At 61.1% G+C, this 20,331-nt stretch carries 22 protein-coding genes; 4 read left to right on the top strand and 18 right to left on the bottom strand.

All coding sequences use genetic code 11. The features are described 5' to 3' along the window. Positions 1-36 precede the first annotated feature (36 nt). Positions 37-963 (top strand): phenylacetate--CoA ligase family protein, encoded by a 927-nt coding sequence (locus NOM67_RS08570; protein WP_255935854.1) that lies wholly within the window; start codon positions 37-39, stop codon positions 961-963. A 53-nt stretch (positions 964-1,016) separates the two neighbouring features. Here the strand turns inward: NOM67_RS08570 and yfcD are convergent, their stop codons facing one another. Beyond that, positions 1,017-1,499, bottom strand: coding sequence for an NUDIX hydrolase YfcD (gene yfcD / locus NOM67_RS08565; RefSeq protein WP_255935851.1), 483 nt, complete (start codon positions 1,497-1,499; stop codon positions 1,017-1,019). A gap of 197 nt (positions 1,500-1,696) precedes the next feature. Between yfcD and NOM67_RS08560 the strand changes: the two genes are divergently transcribed. Then, on the top strand, positions 1,697-1,915 hold the full coding sequence (locus tag NOM67_RS08560) for a DUF1107 family protein (RefSeq protein ID WP_033115747.1): 219 nt from the start codon (positions 1,697-1,699) through the stop codon (positions 1,913-1,915). Between the two features lie 53 nt (positions 1,916-1,968). On the opposite strand, the gene NOM67_RS08555 is transcribed toward NOM67_RS08560, so the two are convergent. From NOM67_RS08555 to NOM67_RS08500, 12 genes are all read right to left on the bottom strand, one after another. Next, the gene (locus NOM67_RS08555) at positions 1,969-2,283 is read right to left on the bottom strand and encodes a DUF2845 domain-containing protein (RefSeq protein ID WP_041208180.1); all 315 of its coding nucleotides are present in this window, start codon (positions 2,281-2,283) and stop codon (positions 1,969-1,971) included. A 190-nt stretch (positions 2,284-2,473) separates the two neighbouring features. Further along, a complete protein-coding gene (locus tag NOM67_RS08550) occupies positions 2,474-3,085 on the bottom strand; it encodes an FKBP-type peptidyl-prolyl cis-trans isomerase (RefSeq protein WP_033115749.1) in 612 nt (203 codons plus the stop codon). A 171-nt stretch (positions 3,086-3,256) separates the two neighbouring features. Beyond that, entirely contained in the window at positions 3,257-3,979 is a 723-nt protein-coding gene (locus NOM67_RS08545; protein ID WP_104015411.1) for a copper homeostasis protein CutC, read from the bottom strand. A 41-nt stretch (positions 3,980-4,020) separates the two neighbouring features. Then, positions 4,021-4,923 (bottom strand): ROK family protein, encoded by a 903-nt coding sequence (locus NOM67_RS08540; protein ID WP_201911841.1) that lies wholly within the window; start codon positions 4,921-4,923, stop codon positions 4,021-4,023. Between the two features lie 103 nt (positions 4,924-5,026). Further along, on the bottom strand, positions 5,027-5,533 hold the full coding sequence (locus tag NOM67_RS08535; protein ID WP_255935842.1) for a GNAT family N-acetyltransferase: 507 nt from the start codon (positions 5,531-5,533) through the stop codon (positions 5,027-5,029). Next, complete coding sequence (locus NOM67_RS08530; protein ID WP_042032971.1) at positions 5,521-6,327, bottom strand: M48 family metallopeptidase; 807 nt, start codon at positions 6,325-6,327, stop codon at positions 5,521-5,523. Before NOM67_RS08530 ends, NOM67_RS08535 begins: the two co-directional genes overlap by 13 nt. A 178-nt stretch (positions 6,328-6,505) precedes the next feature. Continuing rightward, positions 6,506-7,480, bottom strand: coding sequence for a PstS family phosphate ABC transporter substrate-binding protein (locus NOM67_RS08525; RefSeq protein ID WP_215803331.1), 975 nt, complete (start codon positions 7,478-7,480; stop codon positions 6,506-6,508). A gap of 177 nt (positions 7,481-7,657) precedes the next feature. Further along, a complete protein-coding gene (phoR, locus tag NOM67_RS08520; RefSeq protein ID WP_255935835.1) occupies positions 7,658-8,953 on the bottom strand; it encodes a phosphate regulon sensor histidine kinase PhoR in 1,296 nt (431 codons plus the stop codon). Between the two features lie 8 nt (positions 8,954-8,961). Continuing rightward, positions 8,962-9,651 carry a phosphate regulon transcriptional regulator PhoB gene (gene phoB, locus NOM67_RS08515; protein WP_033115756.1) on the bottom strand — a complete coding sequence of 230 codons (690 nt, stop codon included), beginning with the start codon at positions 9,649-9,651 and terminating at the stop codon, positions 8,962-8,964. Between the two features lie 95 nt (positions 9,652-9,746). Then, positions 9,747-10,166: a VOC family protein gene (locus NOM67_RS08510; RefSeq protein WP_041208172.1), complete on the bottom strand. Its 420-nt coding sequence runs from the start codon at positions 10,164-10,166 to the stop codon at positions 9,747-9,749. Between the two features lie 62 nt (positions 10,167-10,228). Next, positions 10,229-11,509 carry a GGDEF domain-containing protein gene (locus NOM67_RS08505; protein ID WP_104015415.1) on the bottom strand — a complete coding sequence of 427 codons (1,281 nt, stop codon included), beginning with the start codon at positions 11,507-11,509 and terminating at the stop codon, positions 10,229-10,231. 132 nt (positions 11,510-11,641) lie between these two features. Then, complete coding sequence (locus tag NOM67_RS08500) at positions 11,642-12,469, bottom strand: helix-turn-helix transcriptional regulator (RefSeq protein ID WP_255935817.1); 828 nt, start codon at positions 12,467-12,469, stop codon at positions 11,642-11,644. A 214-nt stretch (positions 12,470-12,683) separates the two neighbouring features. Here NOM67_RS08500 and NOM67_RS08495 point away from each other — a divergent pair, with 214 nt between their 5' ends. Further along, positions 12,684-13,583, top strand: coding sequence for a DMT family transporter (locus NOM67_RS08495; protein WP_033115760.1), 900 nt, complete (start codon positions 12,684-12,686; stop codon positions 13,581-13,583). Between the two features lie 81 nt (positions 13,584-13,664). Here the strand turns inward: NOM67_RS08495 and NOM67_RS08490 are convergent, their stop codons facing one another. The 5 genes from NOM67_RS08490 to NOM67_RS08470 form a co-directional block, all read right to left on the bottom strand. Next, entirely contained in the window at positions 13,665-14,357 is a 693-nt protein-coding gene (locus tag NOM67_RS08490) for a response regulator (protein WP_041208165.1), read from the bottom strand. Positions 14,358-14,360: 3 nt separating this feature from the next. After that, positions 14,361-15,926 (bottom strand): ATP-binding protein, encoded by a 1,566-nt coding sequence (locus NOM67_RS08485; RefSeq protein WP_071912140.1) that lies wholly within the window; start codon positions 15,924-15,926, stop codon positions 14,361-14,363. Positions 15,927-15,943: 17 nt separating this feature from the next. Continuing rightward, the gene (locus tag NOM67_RS08480) at positions 15,944-17,494 is read right to left on the bottom strand and encodes an NAD-dependent malic enzyme (protein ID WP_255935813.1); all 1,551 of its coding nucleotides are present in this window, start codon (positions 17,492-17,494) and stop codon (positions 15,944-15,946) included. A 23-nt stretch (positions 17,495-17,517) separates the two neighbouring features. Further along, on the bottom strand, positions 17,518-18,834 hold the full coding sequence (locus tag NOM67_RS08475) for a 2-hydroxycarboxylate transporter family protein (protein ID WP_071912144.1): 1,317 nt from the start codon (positions 18,832-18,834) through the stop codon (positions 17,518-17,520). Positions 18,835-19,333: 499 nt separating this feature from the next. Then, complete coding sequence (locus tag NOM67_RS08470) at positions 19,334-19,516, bottom strand: hypothetical protein (protein WP_236764995.1); 183 nt, start codon at positions 19,514-19,516, stop codon at positions 19,334-19,336. A 307-nt stretch (positions 19,517-19,823) separates the two neighbouring features. On the opposite strand from NOM67_RS08470, the gene slyA reads away from it, so the two are divergent. Further along, positions 19,824-20,330, top strand: a complete 507-nt coding sequence (gene slyA, locus NOM67_RS08465; protein ID WP_041208161.1) for a transcriptional regulator SlyA — start codon at positions 19,824-19,826, stop codon at positions 20,328-20,330. The last annotated feature ends 1 nt before the right edge of the window (position 20,331 follow it).

The following is a 20,331-nucleotide window of genomic DNA, read 5'->3' as shown; positions in this document are numbered from 1 at the left end:
AACCTTGAGCAGGATCTGCCGACTCAGGAGGCCTTCATGCATAACCATTACGACGGGCTGGAAATTCGCCCTCCCGCCCTGCGCTCACAACAGCAGCTGGATCAGCTCAATCATCAACTCGCCCATGTCAGCCAGTATTGCTCCGGCTACTCCAGCGCCTATCGCCACTGCCGTCTCGACGATTTGGAGCAGCTCGCCTCCCTGCCGCTGCTCGACAGCACGGATCTCTTTGCCGCCCAGCAAGCCTATCCCCCCTTTGCCGGACTCACCGGTCGGCCAGCCAGTCAGGCGTTGCGGGTCTTCTCCTGCCCCGGGCAGCTGGCCATTCCCGAATATGCCGGGGCAGACTGGTGGGGCGCCGCTCGAGCGCTCTTTGCCGCCGGCTTCAAGGCAGGAGAGGTACTGCTCAACTGCCACGACTATCACGCCGGCCCCACCGCCTTCATCTTTGACAACGGGGCTCGCCAGCTTGGCTGCCCCGTGGTGCCCTGCGGCCCCGACGACACCCAGCGCCAGCTCGAAGCACTGCGGCGCTATCAACCCACCGGGTTCGTCGGCCCGCTGGTCACCCTGCTCGATCTGCTGGAGGCCGCCGAGCTGGCCGAGACCCCCACCGAGTGTCTGCGCCACGCCCTGCTATGCGAGGTGACCCACCCCGAGACAGCACCGCTCGAAGCTATCCACGGCATTGCCGCCTTCAACTGTCTGGTGTGGCAGGATGTCGGGGTGGTTGCCTACGAGAGCCGCCCCGGTCAGGGCTTTATCGTCAACGAGAGCTGCATCGTCGAGATCATCGACCCGGCCAGCGGCAAGCCGGTAACGGGGGAAGATCCGGGACAACTGGTGGTGACCAGGCTCGATCTGGAGTATCCGCTGCTGCGCCTTGCCACCGACTGGCAGGGCTACTGGCTGGCCAGACCCAGCCGTTGCGGGCGCACCAACCGTCTGCTCAAACTTGTCTAGCCCGCAACAAAAACGGGCAGCCCGAAGGCTGCCCGTTTTTTGTGGCGGCGCTCTTAACGCCGCGCCTGCCAGGTGGCGATAGCCAGCAGGGAGTCGGGGGTAAACTCGGCGGCGCAGGCCGCTATCTCGGCCAGGCTCATCCACTGCACCTCGCTCACCTCTTCAGCCTGCAGTTGCAGCGGCCCCTGATAACGGCAGCTGAAGAGACCACCCCAGACCCGATACCCCTCCCCTTCGGCATAGAAGTCACCGAATGCCTCGAGCGGCACATCGCGGATCCCCAGCTCCTCGGCCAGTTCGCGCCGCGCCGAGGGTTCCATCTCCTCCCCGGTGGTGACCACGCCGCCGGCGCAGGCATCCAGCATACCGGGGCAGAAATCCTTGCTGAGGGTGCGCCGCTGCACCAGGATGCGGTTCGCCTCGTCGAGCACCAGAATGTAGCTGGCCCGATGGCAGAGATTCTCGCGCCGCACCCTGGCTCGCTCGGCCACGCCAATCACCCGGTTATCCGCATCCACTACATCAACCCATTCCACGCGCAGGCCCTTTTGCTCATCCAGTCAAAGTGCTCGCAGTATATCGGGGCCGGGCCGCTGCACCGCACAACTTTTTCATGGCCGCATTGCCGCGCGTGACCGTGACCGGATTAATTGAACGCGTACAAAACCGTCATCAGTATGTCACATAAGAGTCCCATTATCTCCCCCGTCCGGTTCAATCAGGGTTTGTTGTGATGAAGGTGTTCAAGCAGTTATCCCCGCGCCAGATCGCTCGCTACATCAAGAGCTTTCACCGAGGTTACTTTGCCATCGAGGCATTGGGGACATTTGAATTCAACGCCGGCAGGATCAGCCTTCACGGCCTGACCTGTCGCCAGCGACTGAGGCTGGCCCGCCAGATCAATCTGGCGGTCAGACAACTTGGTCACCGCGATCCCTTGCCGGACATGTGAGTCAAGGGACTTGCCCTTCTGTCTGTTGTGCATCCATGCCTTTCGCCCGCCGGCTACTCGCCGCGCGGGCCATTTTCGATGTCAATCACCTTGCCGTTGCGAACGGTGACAAAGCGCATGAACTCGTTCTTGCCGAAGTTGTAGGTCCAGCGTTCGCCATATTTGACCTCGACCACGTTGCCGTACTGATTCTCCTCGTTACGGGTAATATCTTCCCGCAACATCGGCTCGCCGCACTTGAGCAGCATCTCGGCGGTGCTGTCCCCTTCGGTTATGAGCGCATTCTTGCAGCGCATGGCGTCGGCACTGGCCGGAATGCTGAGCAGCAGCAATGCGGTCAGCACGGCGTTGTTCATGTATCTGTTCATCCGGGGTTCCTCGATTTGATCTGACGGTTTGCAGTATGCCTGCTGCCAGAGTGAAAAAATCAATCAAGAGTCGAAAAAGCTGGCTGGCACACTCCCCGATTTAATCTGATCGCGACAACCGGTGTCTATTGAGGGGCCCCAAAAAACAGACGGCGACCCGAGGGTCGCCGTCTGTTTCATGCCAGCCGGATTACAGGATATCCAGCAGCTCGACTTCGAATACCAGTGCGGAGTAGGGCGGGATGGAACCGGCACCACGGGCACCGTAGGCCAGATCGTGCGGGATGTAGAGCTTCCACTTGGAGCCAACCGGCATCAGTTGCAGCGCTTCAACCCAGCCAGCGATAACGCCGGTCACCGGGAACTCGGCCGGCTGACCGCGCGCAACGGAGCTGTCGAACACGCCACCGTGGGTGAAAGTACCGTGGTAGTGCACACGCACGGACTGACCGGCTACCGGAACGGCACCATTGCCTTCTACCAGCACTTCGTACTGCAGACCGGAGTCGGTCACAGTCACTTCGTCGCGCTTGGCGTTGTCGGCCAGGAAAGCTTCGCCAGCAGCAGCAGCGGCCTTGGCAACCGCTTCCTGCTCTTCCTGCATGCGAGCGGTGATGACCTGGAAGGCATCGTTGATATCGTCACGGCTGACCGCGAACTCCAGACCGTTCAGGGCATCTGCCAGACCTTGCTGCAGGGCCGGGATATCCAGACCGGCGAAGGCTTGCTGCGCCAGCTGATCACCCATGTTGCGGCCGATGCCATAACTGGCTTTCTGTTCGATAGAGTCGTATTGGGACATTGAGATGTGCTCCGGGTCCAGATGATAAAAGAGACGGGATGATATCAGACTTTTTCGCGAGGTGCTGCCGACCTCGCACCTGATTTCCCCGAGTGTGGGAGAGAGTTCACACAAGCAAAAAGAGGGGCGCCAGCAAGTGGCGCCCCTCTTTTGTCCGTTTTGTCCGAAAGGTTATCGATCCAGCAGGGCCCGCACCGCAGCTACCTTGGCGCCATCGGTGATATTGACCCGGCCATCATCCGAGGTGCCCATATTGACGCCATGGGGCACCATGCCGCCGCGCCAGCCCATGCCGGACATATGCACTTCGCTCACCCCGGTAAACTCGATGATGGTGCGCACGTTATCGGCATTGACCCCCGCCCCCGGCATCAGGCTGGCTCGCCCCGCCAGCGCCTGTTGCATCGCCTGCAGATTTTCCAGTCCGGCCAGCGCGGTCGGTGCATGGCCGGAGCTGAGAATACGCTCGCAGCCGGCAGCGACAATGATCTCCAGATCGAGCCGCCAGTCAGAAGAGAGATCGATGGCGCGGTGGAAGGTGACACCCAACGGTCCGGCGGCATCCACCAACTGTTTAAGTTTAGCGGCGGGGACCCGCCCCTCCTCATCCAGCAGACCGACCACGACCCCTTGCAGACCGGCAGAGCGGGCCGCCGCGATATCTTGCAGCATCATCTCGAACTCACCGTCGTTGAAACAAAAATCTCCGGCGCGCGGCCGGATCATGGCATAGACAGGGACGGTGGCGTGACGAGCGGCCAACTGCATGAAGCCATAGGAGGGGGTCAGCCCCCCCAACCCCAGCGCAGAGCAGAGCTCGATGCGATCGGCGCCAGCCTCCTGGGCAGTGAAGAGGGATTCCAGATTGTCGATGCAGATTTCAAGAGAGGTCATGAGGACTCCTTTTATCGGGGAGATCAGACCTGCATCTGATCTCATAGATTGAGCAAGGCTGCGCCCCGCACGCCACCGGCACCGCCAAAACGGGCTTCGCGGATTTCGGGCACTGCCACCCCGGGCAGCAGATGGCCGGGCAGGCGCAGCGGCAACTGTTCGTAAAGGGCAGGCAGGCCGCTCAGGCCGCCCCCCAGCACCACCACCTCGGGATCCATCACCGAAATGGCGGTAGCAAGTCCGGCCGCCAGGATCTCCAGCCAGCAGTCGATGGTGGCAACGGCATGGGGCTCATGAGCCTCAAAGCGCGCCACAATCTGATGGCCGGTGGCCCGGTGGCCGTGAAAATGGTAGTAGAGGCGCTCAAGGCCTGTACCGGATCCATAGGTTTCAAAACAGACCAGACGGCCACAGCCGCAGCGGGGACGAGGCAAGTCGGGATACTTCATCAGGATGGTCGCCGGCAGCGGATAGTGGCCGATTTCGCCAGCCAGCCAGTTACGCCCCTGGATCAGGGTACCTGCCAGATAGATGGCACCACCTATGCCGGTGCCAATGGTCATACCAAGCGCACTGCTGGCCCCATCGGCTGCCCCCTTGTGCACTTCCGACCAGAGGAAGCAGTTGGCATCGTTGTCCACCTTGACCGGCCGCGCCAGCAGCTCGGCCAGATCAGCCCCCAGATGGCGACCATTGATGGATGGGAGGTTCGCCGCCACTATGCTCTGGTCGTGACGATTTAGAATGCCGGGAAAACCGATACCGACCGCCCCTTTGACACCAAAGCGGGTATCGGCCTGCTCGACCCGGGAGCGAACCAGCTGCAACAGCCCCTGATAGTCATCGCCGGGCGTACTCATGCGCTCTTCATGGCAGAGGTTCAGGGCGCCGTCGTAGACAGCGAACGCAATCTTGGTACCACCGATATCAAAGCCGTAATACATGCCGCACTCCCTGTCAGCGAGTTCTCATCCCATCTGTTTCGGGTGACATTGTATTAATTCGCTAAAAAAATAAAGTGACCGGGGGCGAAAAACGGGAGAGAGATCAGAGCAAACGGGACATTTCCCGCTGCAGACAGGGGTGGCCAAGGCTCATCAGGGTGCGCTCCTGACCATCAAACATGAAACCGCGGCGCAGGTAGAAGCCCTCGCCGATGTGGTTGCCATCGAGCAGCCACAACTTGACGCAACTGCAACCGGCGCGGCGCATCTGCATCGCCACCGCCTGCCACAGCCGCTTGCCATAGCCCTGCCGCCAGTGATCAGGGTGAAGATAGAGTGCGCGGATCCAGGCAATGGTCTCATCACCCTCCTGCACCGGTTGCCAGTAGAGCAACCCGATAACGACGTCGTCGAGACAGAGCAGCATGGGCCTTGGCCCAGCGTCAGCCAGCCGCTGCTGCCAGATCTGCAGATGGGAGGTCACCGCCAGCTGCTCCAGCAGATCCGGGCCCAGCACCTGACCATAGGCAGCGAGCCAGCTGGCTCGCTGCATCACCGTCATGGCGGCAGCATCCTCGGGCCGCGCCATGCGCAGGCTTATGCCTTGCATTGGGGCACCAGACCCGACGCGCGAGCCTGTTGATAGAGCGGCTCGACCTCAGCCTGCTGCGCCTGCAACTCGGCAATCCGGCTCTCGTTGCTCGGGTGGGTGGAGAGCAGCTGAGGCGGATTGTTGCCACCGGAGGCTGCGCTCATGTTTTGCCACAGCGGAATCGCTTCAGCCGGGTTGAAACCGGCACGCGCCATCAGCTCCAGCCCCAGCCGGTCCGCTTCGCTCTCCTGGGTGCGGCCATAGGGGAGCATCACCCCCACCTGCATGCCAAGGCCTAGCGCCGCCATGGTGGCGCCGCGGTACTCGCTGCTGCCGAGGGCAACATCGGCGGCCGCCATACCAATACCGGCCAGCTGGCTGCGGGAGAGGCGCTCGTTGGAGTGCTGGGCCAGCACGTGGGTCAGCTCGTGACCGATAACGGTCGCCAGCTGATCCTGATTCTTGGCCACCTTGAGCAGGCCGCTGTAGACCCCGATCTTGCCGCCGGGCAGCGCAAAGGCATTGACCTGCTTGGAGTCAAACACCACAACTTCCCAGTTGGTGATGCCGTAGCTGGCGGGCACCTGGGCTGCGACCGCCTTGGCGACGCAGGAGACATAGGCGTTCATTTTGGCATCCGTGCTCACCTTCTCCTGCTGCTTCATCTGGGCAAACGAGTCGGCACCCAGCTGGTTCATCTGCTGGGGAGAGTAGAGCAGCATCTGGCTGCGGCCGGTCGGTGACTGGGCACAAGCGACCAGCAGGGAACTGCAGAGGGCTACCAGGCCAAACTTGGAGAGAGACGCAATCATGAAGGGGTCCTTTGCCATAACGTTGCCCTATTCTCGGAAATGCCGCCCTGCTCTGCAAGGGAGCCGGAGCCATGCCGATGCAAAAAGATCCCGCGCCAACTATTAACAACATTGACAGTCACCAAAAACAAAACGAGCCCCGCAGGGCTCGTTTTTACACTCTCTGGATATCGAACTGTCAGTTGATACCCAGTTTTTTCAGGTCAGCCTGTACAACCTTGGCCGGTACCGGTACGTAGCCATCTTTGGCAACGATATTCTGGCCCGCCTTGGAGAGCATCATCTTGACGAACTCTTGCTCCATCGGGGAGAGCGGCTTGTTCGGGTGCTTGTTCACGTAAACGTAGAGGAAGCGGGAGAGCGGATACTTGCCGGTGATGGCGTTGTCAGCGTTCGCTTCGATAAAGGTCTTGCCATCCTTGGAGAGCGGAACAGCACGCACGCCGGAGGTGACGTAGCCGATGCCGGAGTAACCTATGCCGTTCAGGGAGGCAGAGACGGACTGCACCACGGAGGCAGAACCCGGCTGCTCGTTCACACCGCTCTTGAAGTCGCCGTTACACAGGGCGTGCTCCTTGAAGTAACCGTAAGTACCGGATACGGAGTTGCGACCGAACAGTTGCAGATCCTTGCCGGACCAGTTACCGGTCAGACCCAGATCAGACCACTTGCTGGCCGCCTTGGCTTCACCGCACTTGAGGGTGCTGGAGAAGATGGCGTCGATCTGCGGCATGGTCAGCCCCTTGATGGGGTTGTCCTTGTTGACGAATACGGCCAGGGCATCGACTGCAACGCGGATGGCAGTCGGCTTGTAGCCGTAGCGCTTCTCGAATGCTTCCTCTTCACCGGCTTTCATGGCGCGGCTCATCGGGCCAAACTGGGCAACACCCTCGGTCAGGGCAGTCGGCGCGGTAGAGGATCCGGCAGCCTGGATCTGCACGTTGACGTTGGGATACATGCGCTTAAATTCTTCAGCCCACAGGGTCATCATGTTGGCGAGGGTATCCGAGCCGACAGAGGACAGGTTGCCCGAGATGCCGCTGGTCGGGGTGTATTCCGGCAGGTTTTTATCGACACCATAGGCCAGGGTGCTGGCAGAAAAGAGGGTTGCTGCGGTGAATCCGATTACACCAGCCAGTTTGTTGAGTTTCATCCAATCTCTCCAAAGTTACAGAAGGTCCGTTCTTAAAACGGCGCCAGTATCTGACCTGGCAGTGACAAATTTATGGATTTAATGTGACACTTTAATGACATGGCGGCGCTTTTGTCCAAATGGCAAAGGGCTGCCAACGCAGCCCTTCCCGTATATCTAACACCTTGTCATAAAAGACTATTTTATCACCACCATCCGGCAGGGGATGAGAAAGCTGAAGCGACTGCCAAAGCCGACCCGGCTCTCGATATCGAGCTGGCAGTCGTGGTGGCTCAAAGCATGCTTGACGATGGCAAGGCCGAGGCCGGAGCCACCGGTGTGGCGCGAGCGCGCCTTGTCCACCCGATAAAAACGCTCGGTGAGCCGGGCCAGATGCTCGGGCGGGATCCCCTCCCCCTCATCCTGCACTGAAAACAGCGCCATCGCCCCCTGCTTGCGCCACTCCACGGTAATTTTTCGCCCCGCCGGGGTGTAGTGAATGGCGTTGTAGACCAGGTTGGAGACGGCACTGCGCAGCTGCTCCTGATCCCCGCGCACCAGAAGATTGGGCTGCACCACGAACTCGATCTGATGGGCCCGCTCGCCCGAGAGCGCCCGCGCCTCCTGCTCCAGCAGCCCCAGCATGGCGGGCATGTCCACCAGATGGGAGAGATCAACGCTCGGAGCCGCCTCGATGCGTGACAGGGTGAGCAGCTGATTGACCAGATTGTCCATCCGGATGGTCTGCTCCATCATCACCCGATGTGCCTTGGCCCACATGGCGGGCGGCGGCGGCTCCTCGGTCATCTCCAGATAGCCCTTGAGCACGGTGAGTGGCGTGCGCAGCTCGTGGGAGACGTTGGAGACAAAGTGTTTGCGGGTCTTCTCCAGACTGCGCAAGCGGGTGACATCGCGCACCACCAGCATCGCCTGATCGGAGGCGTAGGGCATGATGCGAAACTCGAGAAACTTCTCCTCGTTGACCGGGGAGTGCATCTCCAATGGCTCGTCAAAAGCCTGTTTCGCCAGATAGGCGGTAAAAGCCGGATTGCGGATCAGGTTGCCGATATGTTGACCGGCATCTTCCGGCCAGCGAAAACCGAGCAGCTGCTCCGCCAGCCGATTGCACCAGAGGATGCTGCCATCATCGCGCAATACTACGGCCGCGTCGGGTAGCGCCTCGGCCCCTTCCCGAAAGCGGCGGATCAGGCCCGCCAGCTCGCGGCGCCGGGCGCGGTGGCGCTGCTGCAACTTGTAAATGCCGTTGAAGATGTGCTCCCAACTGCCTTTGCCGTTGGGAGGAACCAGGCTGCGATCGTGCCACAGCCAGTCCGACAGCCGCTTCTGGAAGCGGTAGTGCCAGCCAAGATGGAGCAACGCAGCGACCAGCAGAGTGAGCGAAAGGTGATCAATCAGCCAGCCAACCAATGCGAAGGGCGCGTAAAAAAATGCCATTCGCCACAACTGTCGCCGCCAGGCGTAGGGTTGCAACATAACAGCCTCTAGAGACGGGTTGAGAAGCGGTATCCGGCTCCACGCACCGTCTGGATCAATCTATCGTGCCCTGTCTCTTCGATCGCCTTGCGCAGGCGGCGAATATGGACATCCACGGTTCTGTCCTCGACGTACACATTGGTACCCCAGACATTGTTGAGCAACTGCTCGCGGCTGTAGACCCGCTCCGGGTGGGTCATGAAGAAGTGGAGCAGCTTGAATTCGGTTGGCCCCATGTCGAGGGCTCTCTCTTCGGCGCTGACCCGGTGCGAAACAGGATCCAGCTTGAGCCCCTGCACCTCGATCACCTCGTCCACCGAGGTGGGAGAGACGCGGCGCATCACCGCATGGAGGCGGGCAGTCAGCTCCTTGGGAGAGAACGGCTTGGTGATATAGTCATCGGCCCCCGCTTCGAGGCCGCGGACCTTGTCCTCCTCCTCGCCGCGGGCGGTCAGCATCACCACCGGGATCTGGCGGGTCACTTCATCCTGCTTGAGCTGCTTGATGAACTGGATGCCGCTGCCACCGGGCATCATCCAGTCGAGCACGATGAGTTCCGGGTAGGGTTCGCGCACCTTCGCCAGTCCATCGGCAAAATCTTCCGCTTCAATCGTCTCATATCCCTTCTGTTCCAGCACGAAACAGAGCATTTCGCGGATCGGTGCTTCGTCCTCGACCACCAGAATTCGCTTAGCCATTCCCTTCTCTCTCCTCTGTGAAGATGGGTGCGCCAATTATTAGAATTTTCTGTGACACTTTTATGACTTTGTGACAGACGGGATGATAAACGTTTTCAAATGCCACTGGCAGATATCCGTTGCAGCAGATCCCAGCGGTTGCCACTGATATCTTCAAATACCACTACGGTGCCGTAAGGCTCGTCACGGGGCTGTTCACAAAAATGGACACCATACTGCTGCATCCGCCGGTAATCCCGCCAGAAGTCATCGGTCTCGAGAAACAGAAATACCCGCCCGCCGCCCTGCTTGCCGATGGCGGCACGCTGCTCTTCACTGGCGGCGCGGGCCAGCAACAGCGCAGAGCCTTGGCTGCCAGCCGGAGCGACCCGTACCCAGCGCTTGCCCGGTTTGCCCGGCTCGTCGAGCCGGGTATCTTCCAACAGCGCAAACCCCAGTCCCTCGGTGAAAAAAGCGATGGCCTCGTCGTAATCTGCCACCAGCAGGGTCAAGGCCCCGATGGTTTGTCCTGTCATAGGGTTCTGCCCGTTTTATAAGAAGTTGTCGAATGGTGATCTACACGGCGTGCTGCCCGCTCTCACTGCGCTTCCACCCGATTGCGGCCACGCTTCTTGGCCTGATAGAGCGCCTCATCGGCCCGCTTGAGCACCCGCTCCGGGCTATCTCCCGCTCGTTCGGCCACCCCGAACGAGGCGGTCACCTGCAGGGAGGCGGGCCAGTGGGGATACTCTTCGAGCCGGGAACGCAGCCGCTCGGCCAATGCACAGGCCCGCAGCAGGTCGTAATGGAGGCAGAGCAGCACGAACTCCTCGCCCCCCCAGCGCACCAGATGGCAGAGCGCATCGCTGTTTAGCTGGATTTCGCTGACCAGATGCTTGAGCACTTCGTCCCCCACCGGATGACCGTGGGTGTCGTTGATCTGCTTGAAGTGATCCACGTCGACATAGATGAAGGCAAACGGCAGATCGCCGATATCGGCCAGCAGCCGCTCCCCGCCTAGACGGTTGAGGGCGCCGGTGAGCGGATCGTAACAGGCCAGCTCGCGGGAGCGGCGGCTCTCTTCGCTCAGACTGCGGTTGAGCGCCTCCACCTCCTCTTTGGCGCGATTGGCGTGGCGCAGCCGCTGCTTCATATGCAGGTGGTTGACCATAAAGGTGGCGCAGCCATAGAGAAACCAGACCAGCAGGATCAGGCGGTAGAAGAGGGTGGCATCCAGCCAGTCACCATGAAACTGCAGCTCTTCAATCACCACGCCGTGCTCGCCCGCCGACATGTCGGACCCCGCCGCAATCTCGATGGCGTAGACCCGGCTCAAATCAGGCCCCTGCAATTGCAAGGGCACCTTGTAGCGCTTGATCCACCAGGTGGCCGGGGTAAACACGTCGAGCGGCACCTCATGGCTTCTGCCGTAGTCGGCGGGGCGGAAGATGATTTCGTTGAACTTGGACGACATGGGATCGCCGGGGATATTGGATGCCCGGTTGTAGTTGCGCAGATAGAAGCGCCAATCCTGCTGGCCATCGCCGGTCACGCTCAGACGCACATGGAGGGTCTTGAAACGCCCGAGATTGAGCCCCTGCTCGGGAGCAGAAAGCGTCAGGATCAAACCGCAGCCGGGATAGGTGTTGGGCTCGTCAGAGCGCGTGCAGCTCACGCCGGGCTCTCCTTCCAGCGAGGGGGCATAGCGGGCCGATGCTTCGCTCGCACCGGGAGCCCGCGTCACTTCGACGGTGTGGGGCCAGTTTTTGATATCCAGTACCCGCTCGGGGCCGAACTCAAACAGCAGAATGGAACAGCCTGTCAATGCCAGCAGATACCAAAAAACGGACTCGGCAAAACGGGAACCGGAAGCGAGCATGCTTACCCCATGGCATCAGGATGGATACACAAACCTCAGGATCAAGCCGGGCAACATAGCCCGCGCCTCATCGTGGAATCTCGAAACAAGCCACTATGATACCCTCGATAACGACAATAAACATGTAGCTTATCAAGATGTTCGCGACTCTTTGCCCGGCACTCCCGCCAGCGAACTGCCTCGTGATTGCTGCCGATAGCGCTGGGGCGAGCAGCCCAGCTCCCGGTTGAACATGGCAATGAACGCGGAGGTGGAGCCATAGCCGAGCCGCCAGCTGATCTCCTGAATGGGCAGCTCCCCCTTGAGCCAGGCCAGCGCCTTGATAAGCCGCAGCCGCGCCCGCCACTGGCCGAAGTTCATCCCGAGCTCGCGCAGACAGCGGCGCGCCAGAGTGCGCTCTGTGGTGTGCAGCTGCTGCGCCCACTGGGCCAGCGTGCGGGGATCGGCCGGATCGTTGTGCAGCACTGCCAGCATGGGGGCCAGCAGTTTGTCCTGACTCATCGGCAGGTAGCTCTCCTGACAGCGGGTACGAGTCAGCTTGGCCACCAGCAGCTCGGCCTGACGCTGATCCCACTCATCCATCATATGGCCCACCTTGCGCTCGCAAAAATCGGCGAGCAGGGCGCGGATGAGCGGCGTCATCAGCAGCAGGCGTGGCTCGGCCGGCAAGCGGGCGGCCAGCTCGTGACTGACATAGATGGAGGTGTAGTCGAGGGCCTGCTCGTTGTAGGCGGCGTGATCCAGATCTGCCGGCACCCAGATCAGGTAGTCGGCAGGCACCTGCAAGCGCTGGTTGGCCAGCCCCATCTCCATCACCCCCAGACTGATCATGCTGAGCTGCCCCCAGGGGTGGGAGTGCATCGCCATGACGTTCTCCGCCTGCAACTGCTGGTAGCGAAAGTAGAGGGGATTGGGCGCTGGCAGCTCGCTGTCTGCCGGATGGTAGTGCCGGTTTGTCATGGTCTCTTCGTTCTCCTCTCGATGCCTGCCTCTATACCCGCCTGATGTTCAATCTCGGCCCGTATCAGGCCGGCGCCATACCCTAACCGGTGGCGCTGGCCTTGCAACAGATAACGGGGAGTTGTCTTTTCTGCGGGATAGTTTGTCAGTTTTACGCTACTTGACAACATACAGACAAGGTTAAACTTGTCGCATCTACTCCAAGGAGCCTTTGATGCGACTCTTCTCCCCCCTCCTGTTTCCGCTGATGGCGGTACTGATCTGGGCCACCAATACCGTGGTTTCCAAAGCGGCGGCCAGCGTGCTCGACCCCGCGGCCATCTCCTTCTATCGCTGGGTGATCGCCGCCCTGGCGCTGACCCCCTTCTGTCTGCCCACCCTCTGGCGGCGACGCAGCGAGGTTCGACCCTGGCTCGGCAAGCTGCTGGTGCTGGCGGCGCTCGGTATGGTGCTCTACCAGTGTCTGGCCTACTACGCTGCTCACAGCACCTCCGCCACCAACATGGGGGTGATCGGCTCCCTCATTCCACTGCTCACCCTGCTGCAAGGGGCGCTCTTCTTCGGCCAGCGTCCAGGCAAACAGGCGCTGCTCGGCATGAGTCTCTCCCTGTTCGGGGTGCTCTGGCTGCTGGGCAAGGGCGAGCCGCTGGCTCTGCTGCACAACGGCATCAACCCGGGGGATGGCATGATGTTGCTCGGCTCCGCCAGCTATGCCCTCTACGGTCTGCTGATCCGCCGCTGGCAACCCCCCTTCGGCCCCTGGCTCAACCTCTACATGCAGATCCTGCTGGCCGTACTGCTGCTGGTGCCGCTCGCTCTCAGCGCCGACTCGATGGCGGTGCCGGCCGAAGGGTGGGGACTGGTGCTCTTCGCCGGGCTCGCCTCCTCCCTGCTGGCGGCCTACTGCTGGATGCGCGGCCTCGCCTGCATGGGCGCCGAGCGCACATCGGTCTTTATGAACCTGATGCCACTCTGTACGGCGCTTATCGCCGTCGTCGGTCTGGGTGAGCCGATCCACGGCTACCACCTGCTGGGCGGCGGCCTTATTCTGGGGGGCGTGATGATCTCCCAGCTGAAAAAGCGTGTCCCACTGCCGGAGCGCAATGCGGCCTGACGGGCAACATGCCAAAAACAACAAGGGAGCCGCTGGCTCCCTTGTTCATTTCTATCGTGTTCTGGCGACTGTGAACCGGCTTCACCCCGCCCGGCGCCAACGGTAGCGCCGCTCCGGTCGCCCTCGCTGGCCGTAGTTGAGATCCACATCCACCCGATCTTCCGACTCCAGATACTCCAGATAACGGCGTGCCGTGGTGCGACTCAGCGACAACCGCTGCGCTACCGTATCGGTCGAGAAGACGCTCTCGGGCTCCGCAGCAAGCAGATCGAGCACCTGACGCAGGGTAATGCTGTCGATCCCCTTGGGAGTAGTACGTACCTCCTTGGGTTGGGCACGGCCCTTGCCGAGCAGGCGATCGAGATCCTCCTGCTCCAGCCGTCCCGGCTCGGAGAGCTTCTGATGCAGTTGCAGGATTTCGTCGAGACTCTGCTGAATGCGAAACAGCCGCAGCGGCTTGATGATGTAGTCATGCACCCCGAGATTGAGCGCCTGCTGGATGGTCTCCACATCACGCGAGGCAGTCACCATGATCACATAGGCCTCGCGGTTGTGGCTGCGCAGGCGGCTCACCCACTCAAGGCCGGAGCCGTCAGGCAGGGAGATATCCACCAGCAGCAGCTGCGGCACCACGCCGGCCATCATGGCATCGGCCTGGGCCAGCGTACCGGCCCGCCCCAGCAGGGAGAAACCGGAGGTGGAGGCCACCAGCTCGGACAAGATGGCACCAATCCGATCGTCATCTTCAATAACAAGGGTGAGTATTGGATCCATGGCTCACATTAATTTGTTTTTATTCAGGTAGATGCCAAACAGGGTGGTCTGCTCGACAGTTCGGCGCCATTCTATCACACCCTCGTAGCGCCCCACGGTTTCCTTGACCAGAAAGAGTCCTACGCCATGATCACCGCTCTGGCGGCTCACCCCGTAATCGAACAGGTGATCGGCCAGATCCTCGTCCACCCCCTCGCCGCTATCCTCCACCTCGATCACCAACCGGCGCCCCACATCGCACAGCGAAAGCAGTACCCGCGGCGGACACTGCTGACGATTGCGCCAGGCCGCCTGCAGACCGTTGTCCAGCAGGTTGCCGATGAGGGTGATGAGATCGGCCGAGACGGCGGCCGGATACTCGCCGAGCGCCGAATCGGGATCGAGCTCAAGCGTGACCCCCAGTTCGCGCGCCCGGCTGAACTTGCCGAGGATAAGACCGGCCACCGGCTTGTTGTCGATAAGTTCCAGCAGCTCCTGCAGCAGGGTCTGGCACGCCTCGTTCTCCTGCTGGATAAGCTCGACCGCCTGATCCACATGGCCCAGTTGCAGCAGGCCGGAGAGACTGCTCAGCTTGTTGGCAAACTCGTGGCTCTGCATCCGCAGCATCTCGGCGTACTGGCGCAGGTGGGTGACCTGCACCCCCAGACTGGTCGCCACTTCGGGACGACTGAAGATCAGGAGACGCCCTGGCTCCTTGCCATGCACCACCTGCCAGCGACCGACGAACGATTCGCCCTGAATGGTGAAGGCCACCTCGCCCTCCTGCTCGAGTACGGGCGCGAGCGGTGGCACCAGCTCGGCCAGCGCCTGCCCTTGCAGGGCGTGACGACCGGTGGCAGGCAGCCGCAGCTGATAGATGGCGGTGCTGTTGATCATGGCGATGTGGCCGCGGCCATCCAGCGCAATCACCCCTTCGGCGATCTGCTCGAGCACCAAATCCTGCAGGGTGAAGCGGCGGACGATCGCCTCCGGCTCCAGATCAAGCAGAGTCTTGCGCAGCAGATATTGCACCCAGAGCGCCAGCAGCAGGCCGCAACCAAAGACGGCGCCGATGGCGCTGATGAGCAGGGCAATTCGCTCCATGTAGATGCCCTCCACCTGCTGCATCAGGTAGCCGACCACCACGGCCCCCATGGCGCGCCCGTCAGCCCCCACCACCGGGGAGAAGCAGCGGATCGCCGGCCCCATGGTCCCCATGTCGCGCGAGCAGTAGCTGCGCCGCTCGTGGATCGCAGGCCAGAGATCCTCACCGCGAAACTGTCCCCCCACCAGAGCGGAGTTGGGGTGGCTGAGACGACGGCCATGCTCGTCGGTCACCACCATATAGGCGGCATCGGTACGGCGGCACACCTCCTCCATGTAATCGCGCAGCGCAGGCTCGCTCCCCTGATGCAGCGCCGCCACCACCCGGCTGTCAGCCGCCATGATGCGGGCCAGATCGCCCCCCTTCTCCTCCAGATTGCTCTCCAGCAGGTGGCGGATAAAGAGCGCGAGCAGGCTGCCCAGAATGATGATGAGCAGCAGGGAGAGCCCAAGGGAGAGGGTAACCAGCTGGTGGCGAAGTTTCATGCACGGACCTTGCAACGTCAGGAAGCCACCCAATAGTGCGGATGCCACCAGGTCTGGTCAATCAAAGGTGCCGGATCACCGGCAAAATCTGCCAGCCCCTCCTCACGGGCGCAGAGCGCTACCGCTCTGGCGACGGCGCGAGCCACCTCCCCCACCTGTTCGATGGGAGGCAGCAACCGACCCGCCAACAGCGGATAGGCACCGACCGCCCGTACCGCGGCCAGCAACATGCCATCGCTGATACGGCGCGCCTTCACTGCGCAGGCCCCGAGACCAATCCCCGGGAAGACATAGACGTTGTTGCACTGGGAGACCACCCGCCGCTCACCGGCCACCGTCACCGGCGCAAACGGGCTGCCGGTGGCCAGCAGGGCGCGGCCATCTGTGGCGGCCCACACCTGCTCGGGGGTGGCCTCGGCGCTGCGGGTCGGGTTGGAGAGCGGCAGGATCACCGGCTGATCGCACACCTCCCCCATCGCCTGCAACACCTCGCGGGTAAAGAGGCCCCCCTGACCACTCACGCCAATCAAGACCGCCGGTCGCACCTGGCGGATGGTCTCCAGCAGCGAGCTGTTACCCTCCTCCACGGCGCGGGCAAACGGCTGCTGGGCGCGGGTCAGGTTGGGACGATCGCAGCAGACCACCCCATCCTGATCAAACAGCCAGACGCCGTCATGACTCCCCGCCAGCTGGGCCAGCATGGCGGCAATGCCGCAACCGGCCGAGCCCGCCCCGACGATCAGCACCGGGGCATCGCACAGGGCCGTGCCCGCCTGTTGCAACCCGGCCAGCACGCAGGCGGAGGCTACTGCCGCCGTCCCCTGAATGTCGTCGTTGAACATGCAGAGCTCGTCGCGATAGCGGGCCAGCAGGTTGGCGGCGTGCTTGCCGGCAAAGTCTTCAAACTGCAGCACCACCTGCGGCCAGCGCTTGCGAATGGCGGCCACCACCTTGTCCATGAAGTGGTAGTAGCTCTCGCCGTCGATGCGCGGGGATTGCCAGCCGAGGTAGGAGTCATCCTCCAGCAGCTCGGGATTGTTGGTGCCCATATCGACGCAGAGCGGCAGGGTCCGTGCCGGGTTGATGCCACCCGCGGCGGAGTAGAGCGCCAGCTTGCCGATACAGATCCCCATGCCGCCGATACCGAGATCGCCGAGCCCCAGCACCCGCTCACCGTCGGAGATGACTATCACATCCACCTCCTGCTCCACCGACTCAAGGATGTCGTCAAGATCGTCCCTGTCGTGCCAGGAGAGGTAGAGGCCGTGGCTGCGCAGATAGAGGTCGCTGTGGCGCTGGCACGCCTCCCCCACCACCGGGGTGTAGATGATCGGCAGCAGCTCCGGCAGGTGGTGGCGCACCAGATCGTAGAAGAGCACCGGGTTGTCCTCCTGCAGCTGGCGCAGCAGCAGATGCTGGTCAAACGGACTCTGCATGGCGCTGACCAATCGGTAGATCCGGCGCCGCTGCTGGGAGAGGGACTCCTCCTTGTGCGGCATGCGGCCGCGTACACCCTGACGCTTGCGTTCGGCATAGGGCAGGCTGGTGCCCATCATGATGTCGTTCATCTTGTTTGTTCCTCAATCCGGTATCAGGCAAGCAGGGAGATAAGCGCGGTCGCCAAAATCAGCATCACGGCACCGCCGAGACGGGAGGAGATCTGGGCAAAGGGCATCAGCTTCATGCGCTGGGCCGCCGAGAGCACGGCCACATCGCCGGTGCCCCCCATGTTGGCCATGCAGAGCCCGCCTGTGATGGCCGCCTCGATGGGATAGAAGCCGATCAGCTTGCCGACCAACGCAGCACCGAGGGCGCCGCCAATCACGGTGACCATGACCAGCACGAAGTAGCTGATGGAGAAGGCGCTGATGAGCTCGGGAATACTGGTATAGGCGACGCCGATCCCCACCAGCAGTGAGGGGGTGAGGTTGCTCACCACAAACTGATACCAGTCGGCTGCCGCCTGCTCATAACGGCGCGGCAGCAAACCGCTCACCTTGATAAAGGCGACAGCCAAAATCATCAGGGCGAAGGGGTGCATGGGGATAAAGTTACCAAGCAGGGAGCCCAGCACAAACATGCTGGAGCTGATGAAAAGGCCCATACCGAGACTCTGCAGGGTCGGCGCTTCGGCCTGCTCGTCAGCAATGCTCTGACTATTCTCTTTGACCATCAGCTTGCCGTTGCCGGTCAGGGAAGGGTAACGGCGACCAAGGCGCGCCAGCAGGGAACCCACCAAAATGGCCAGGGTATTGGCGATCACCACCGCCGGTACCATGCGTGACAAGAGATCCGCACTGGACATCTGCATCGGGCCGGAGAGGATCTCCACCAAAGGCACCGCGCCAGCGCCCATGCCACCGCCCATGATGGGCAGGCCGATCAGCAGCACCGCATTCTTGAAGCCATATCCCATCAGGGAACCGACCAGCCCCACGCTCAGCAGCGCCAGTGCGACGCCACCAAGAATGACCGGCAGGTAGCGCATGGCGGCATTTTTCAGCAAAGCGCCGCTCATGCCGAACACCGAACCGGTCACCAGACTGGCGATAAAGAAGTTGAGAAAGCCCCCCTCCTTCATGAAGTTGGTGATGACCTGCCCCGCCTGCACCGGCAGCAACTGATATTCAAACAGGGCGGCACCGCCGAAGATGGCGAGGATAGTGCCACCACCCAGATATTCGCGGATCGGCATGATCCGCTCGCCCAACTCGGTCAGCAGGGTGCCCAGCACAAACATCAGCGCCAGCGCACCGACCATGCCGAGCGGCAGCGAGCCGTTCCAGCCGGAAAAGAGAACGCAGGTCGCCAGCCCGAGAAATATAAAGAGCGGCATACCGGCAATTTGGTGGCCACCCATAAAAGCGGCCTTTTCTTGTGTGGTTGGTAGGGTAGAGAGGTTTTTCATTGTTATGGACTCTGCGTGTGATTGTGGCCGCTACTTTATTGATCCCCCTCACCCCTGTCGGTTAGCCAGACTGCAAAGCCATATAAAAACATTAAAAACTTAAACGTCACGCCTCGAACAAATGTCATACATCCTGTATGGCAAGCGGGCGTTATATGAAGCTCAAGCGAACAAACCGGACAATTATTTTCCAGCCCATCCCGGCTTGTGGATCGGGATAAGCAGAGGAGTCGGTGAAAATAGCAGAACCGGATGACAAACCCTGTGGGCAAATAATCTACGCTGGCAGTGAAACATATGGTCGGGGTCGGAGCCTGTCGACCAGCCTCGCCGCAGTCATCCGTGGCTATGGCCACAGAGACGCAGCAAGAGCAAGGCATCGCAAAAACTGGCGGCTTGGCCAACATCAGGAAAGGGGAATATCGATATAGAGTGATGAGCCAAGCCAGTGCATACATCGGCACCGGCTTGAACTCACAAGGACTACACGTGGTCAGATCTATTCCATCAGCAGCAATGGAATATTGGCAGGGTCAAAATCATGGCAGATATCGACATGCTTGCTGGCGCCCTTATTGGGCCCCTCCCGACTCACACCATAATGGGACTCTGCACCATATTCTCCATCACTCAGCAGAGCTTCTATTGCCAGATATACACATCCACTGTCATAGCCATCCACAACCCGTCTCTCCCTGTTTTATAACCTCATCAATATTAGCGGATAAAAAATACGCTGCGCGAGCGGTACAGATATTTTCTGAAAATAGCCTCGAAATTATTACGGTATTTCGTCACATATTTTCGCTCTTCCCCTTTTCCCCCGGCTCCGGTCACGCCACAGCCAAGAAGTTCCAATCAAGCCCCACCCGTTCACGATTTGCTGTCATCAGCTGAAAAAGAGATCTGCATCACACTATTTACTTAGCCTGCTAAACAAACGATAATGGTTAGCATGCTAACAATTTTATGTGAGTGAGGAACAAGGGATGACGGATCTGGAGAGGTTGCGCGAACTGTCGCTCGCCGAGCAAATCGCACGCATGCACCGGTTGTGGCGTACCGCCGCCGATCTGGAACTGGCCCCCCTTGGCCTGACCCACCCGCGCTGGACTGCGCTCTGGAAGCTCTCCCGCATGGGCAACCATGTCAGCCAGAAGACCCTTGCCGACGCCCTCGAAATCGAGCTCCCCTCCCTGATGCGTACCCTCGGCCAGCTGGAAGAGCAGGGGCTGATCGAACGCCACTGCTGCAGTCAGGACAAACGGGCCCGCATCGTCTCGGTCACTCCCACCGGCCAGACCCTGCTCGACCAGATCGCCAACCGCATCATGAATATTCGCAGAGAGCTGCTGGCCGGTATCGACGAAGAGACTCTAAGTCTGTTTGAGGCGACGGTGCAGCGCATCTCGGCCAATGCCCTGAGCAAGATTGAAACACACAACGAGAACGGTGGGCAGAGCACCCCGCCCGATGCACAACCCGCAGAGGAATAAA

Origin of the sequence: Aeromonas sp. SG16, assembly GCF_024436135.1 — a bacterium.
Taxonomy (GTDB): Bacteria; Pseudomonadota; Gammaproteobacteria; order Enterobacterales; family Aeromonadaceae; genus Aeromonas; species Aeromonas jandaei.
This window is presented reverse-complemented; position numbering and strand designations above follow the sequence as displayed.

Excerpts from the sequence above, each read along its gene's own strand:
- NOM67_RS08525 (WP_215803331.1), bottom strand. The coding sequence starts at position 7,480 with ATGAAACTCAACAAACTGGCTGGTGTAATCGGATTCACCGCAGCAACC.
- NOM67_RS08485 (WP_071912140.1), bottom strand. The coding sequence starts at position 15,926 with ATGAAACTTCGCCACCAGCTGGTTACCCTCTCCCTTGGGCTCTCCCTG.
- NOM67_RS08555 (WP_041208180.1), bottom strand. The coding sequence starts at position 2,283 with ATGAACAGATACATGAACAACGCCGTGCTGACCGCATTGCTGCTGCTC.
- phoB (WP_033115756.1), bottom strand. The coding sequence starts at position 9,651 with ATGGCTAAGCGAATTCTGGTGGTCGAGGACGAAGCACCGATCCGCGAA.
- NOM67_RS08490 (WP_041208165.1), bottom strand. The coding sequence starts at position 14,357 with ATGGATCCAATACTCACCCTTGTTATTGAAGATGACGATCGGATTGGT.
- NOM67_RS08560 (WP_033115747.1), top strand. The coding sequence starts at position 1,697 with ATGAAGGTGTTCAAGCAGTTATCCCCGCGCCAGATCGCTCGCTACATC.
- NOM67_RS08535 (WP_255935842.1), bottom strand. The coding sequence starts at position 5,533 with ATGCAAGGCATAAGCCTGCGCATGGCGCGGCCCGAGGATGCTGCCGCC.
- NOM67_RS08480 (WP_255935813.1), bottom strand. The coding sequence starts at position 17,494 with ATGAACGACATCATGATGGGCACCAGCCTGCCCTATGCCGAACGCAAG.
- NOM67_RS08570 (WP_255935854.1), top strand. The coding sequence starts at position 37 with ATGCATAACCATTACGACGGGCTGGAAATTCGCCCTCCCGCCCTGCGC.
- NOM67_RS08495 (WP_033115760.1), top strand. The coding sequence starts at position 12,684 with ATGCGACTCTTCTCCCCCCTCCTGTTTCCGCTGATGGCGGTACTGATC.
- NOM67_RS08530 (WP_042032971.1), bottom strand. The coding sequence starts at position 6,327 with ATGATTGCGTCTCTCTCCAAGTTTGGCCTGGTAGCCCTCTGCAGTTCC.
- NOM67_RS08500 (WP_255935817.1), bottom strand. The coding sequence starts at position 12,469 with ATGACAAACCGGCACTACCATCCGGCAGACAGCGAGCTGCCAGCGCCC.
- NOM67_RS08475 (WP_071912144.1), bottom strand. The coding sequence starts at position 18,834 with ATGAAAAACCTCTCTACCCTACCAACCACACAAGAAAAGGCCGCTTTT.
- NOM67_RS08545 (WP_104015411.1), bottom strand. The coding sequence starts at position 3,979 with ATGACCTCTCTTGAAATCTGCATCGACAATCTGGAATCCCTCTTCACT.
- NOM67_RS08505 (WP_104015415.1), bottom strand. The coding sequence starts at position 11,509 with ATGCTCGCTTCCGGTTCCCGTTTTGCCGAGTCCGTTTTTTGGTATCTG.
- NOM67_RS08540 (WP_201911841.1), bottom strand. The coding sequence starts at position 4,923 with ATGTATTACGGCTTTGATATCGGTGGTACCAAGATTGCGTTCGCTGTC.
- NOM67_RS08510 (WP_041208172.1), bottom strand. The coding sequence starts at position 10,166 with ATGACAGGACAAACCATCGGGGCCTTGACCCTGCTGGTGGCAGATTAC.
- NOM67_RS08550 (WP_033115749.1), bottom strand. The coding sequence starts at position 3,085 with ATGTCCCAATACGACTCTATCGAACAGAAAGCCAGTTATGGCATCGGC.
- slyA (WP_041208161.1), top strand. The coding sequence starts at position 19,824 with ATGACGGATCTGGAGAGGTTGCGCGAACTGTCGCTCGCCGAGCAAATC.
- phoR (WP_255935835.1), bottom strand. The coding sequence starts at position 8,953 with ATGTTGCAACCCTACGCCTGGCGGCGACAGTTGTGGCGAATGGCATTT.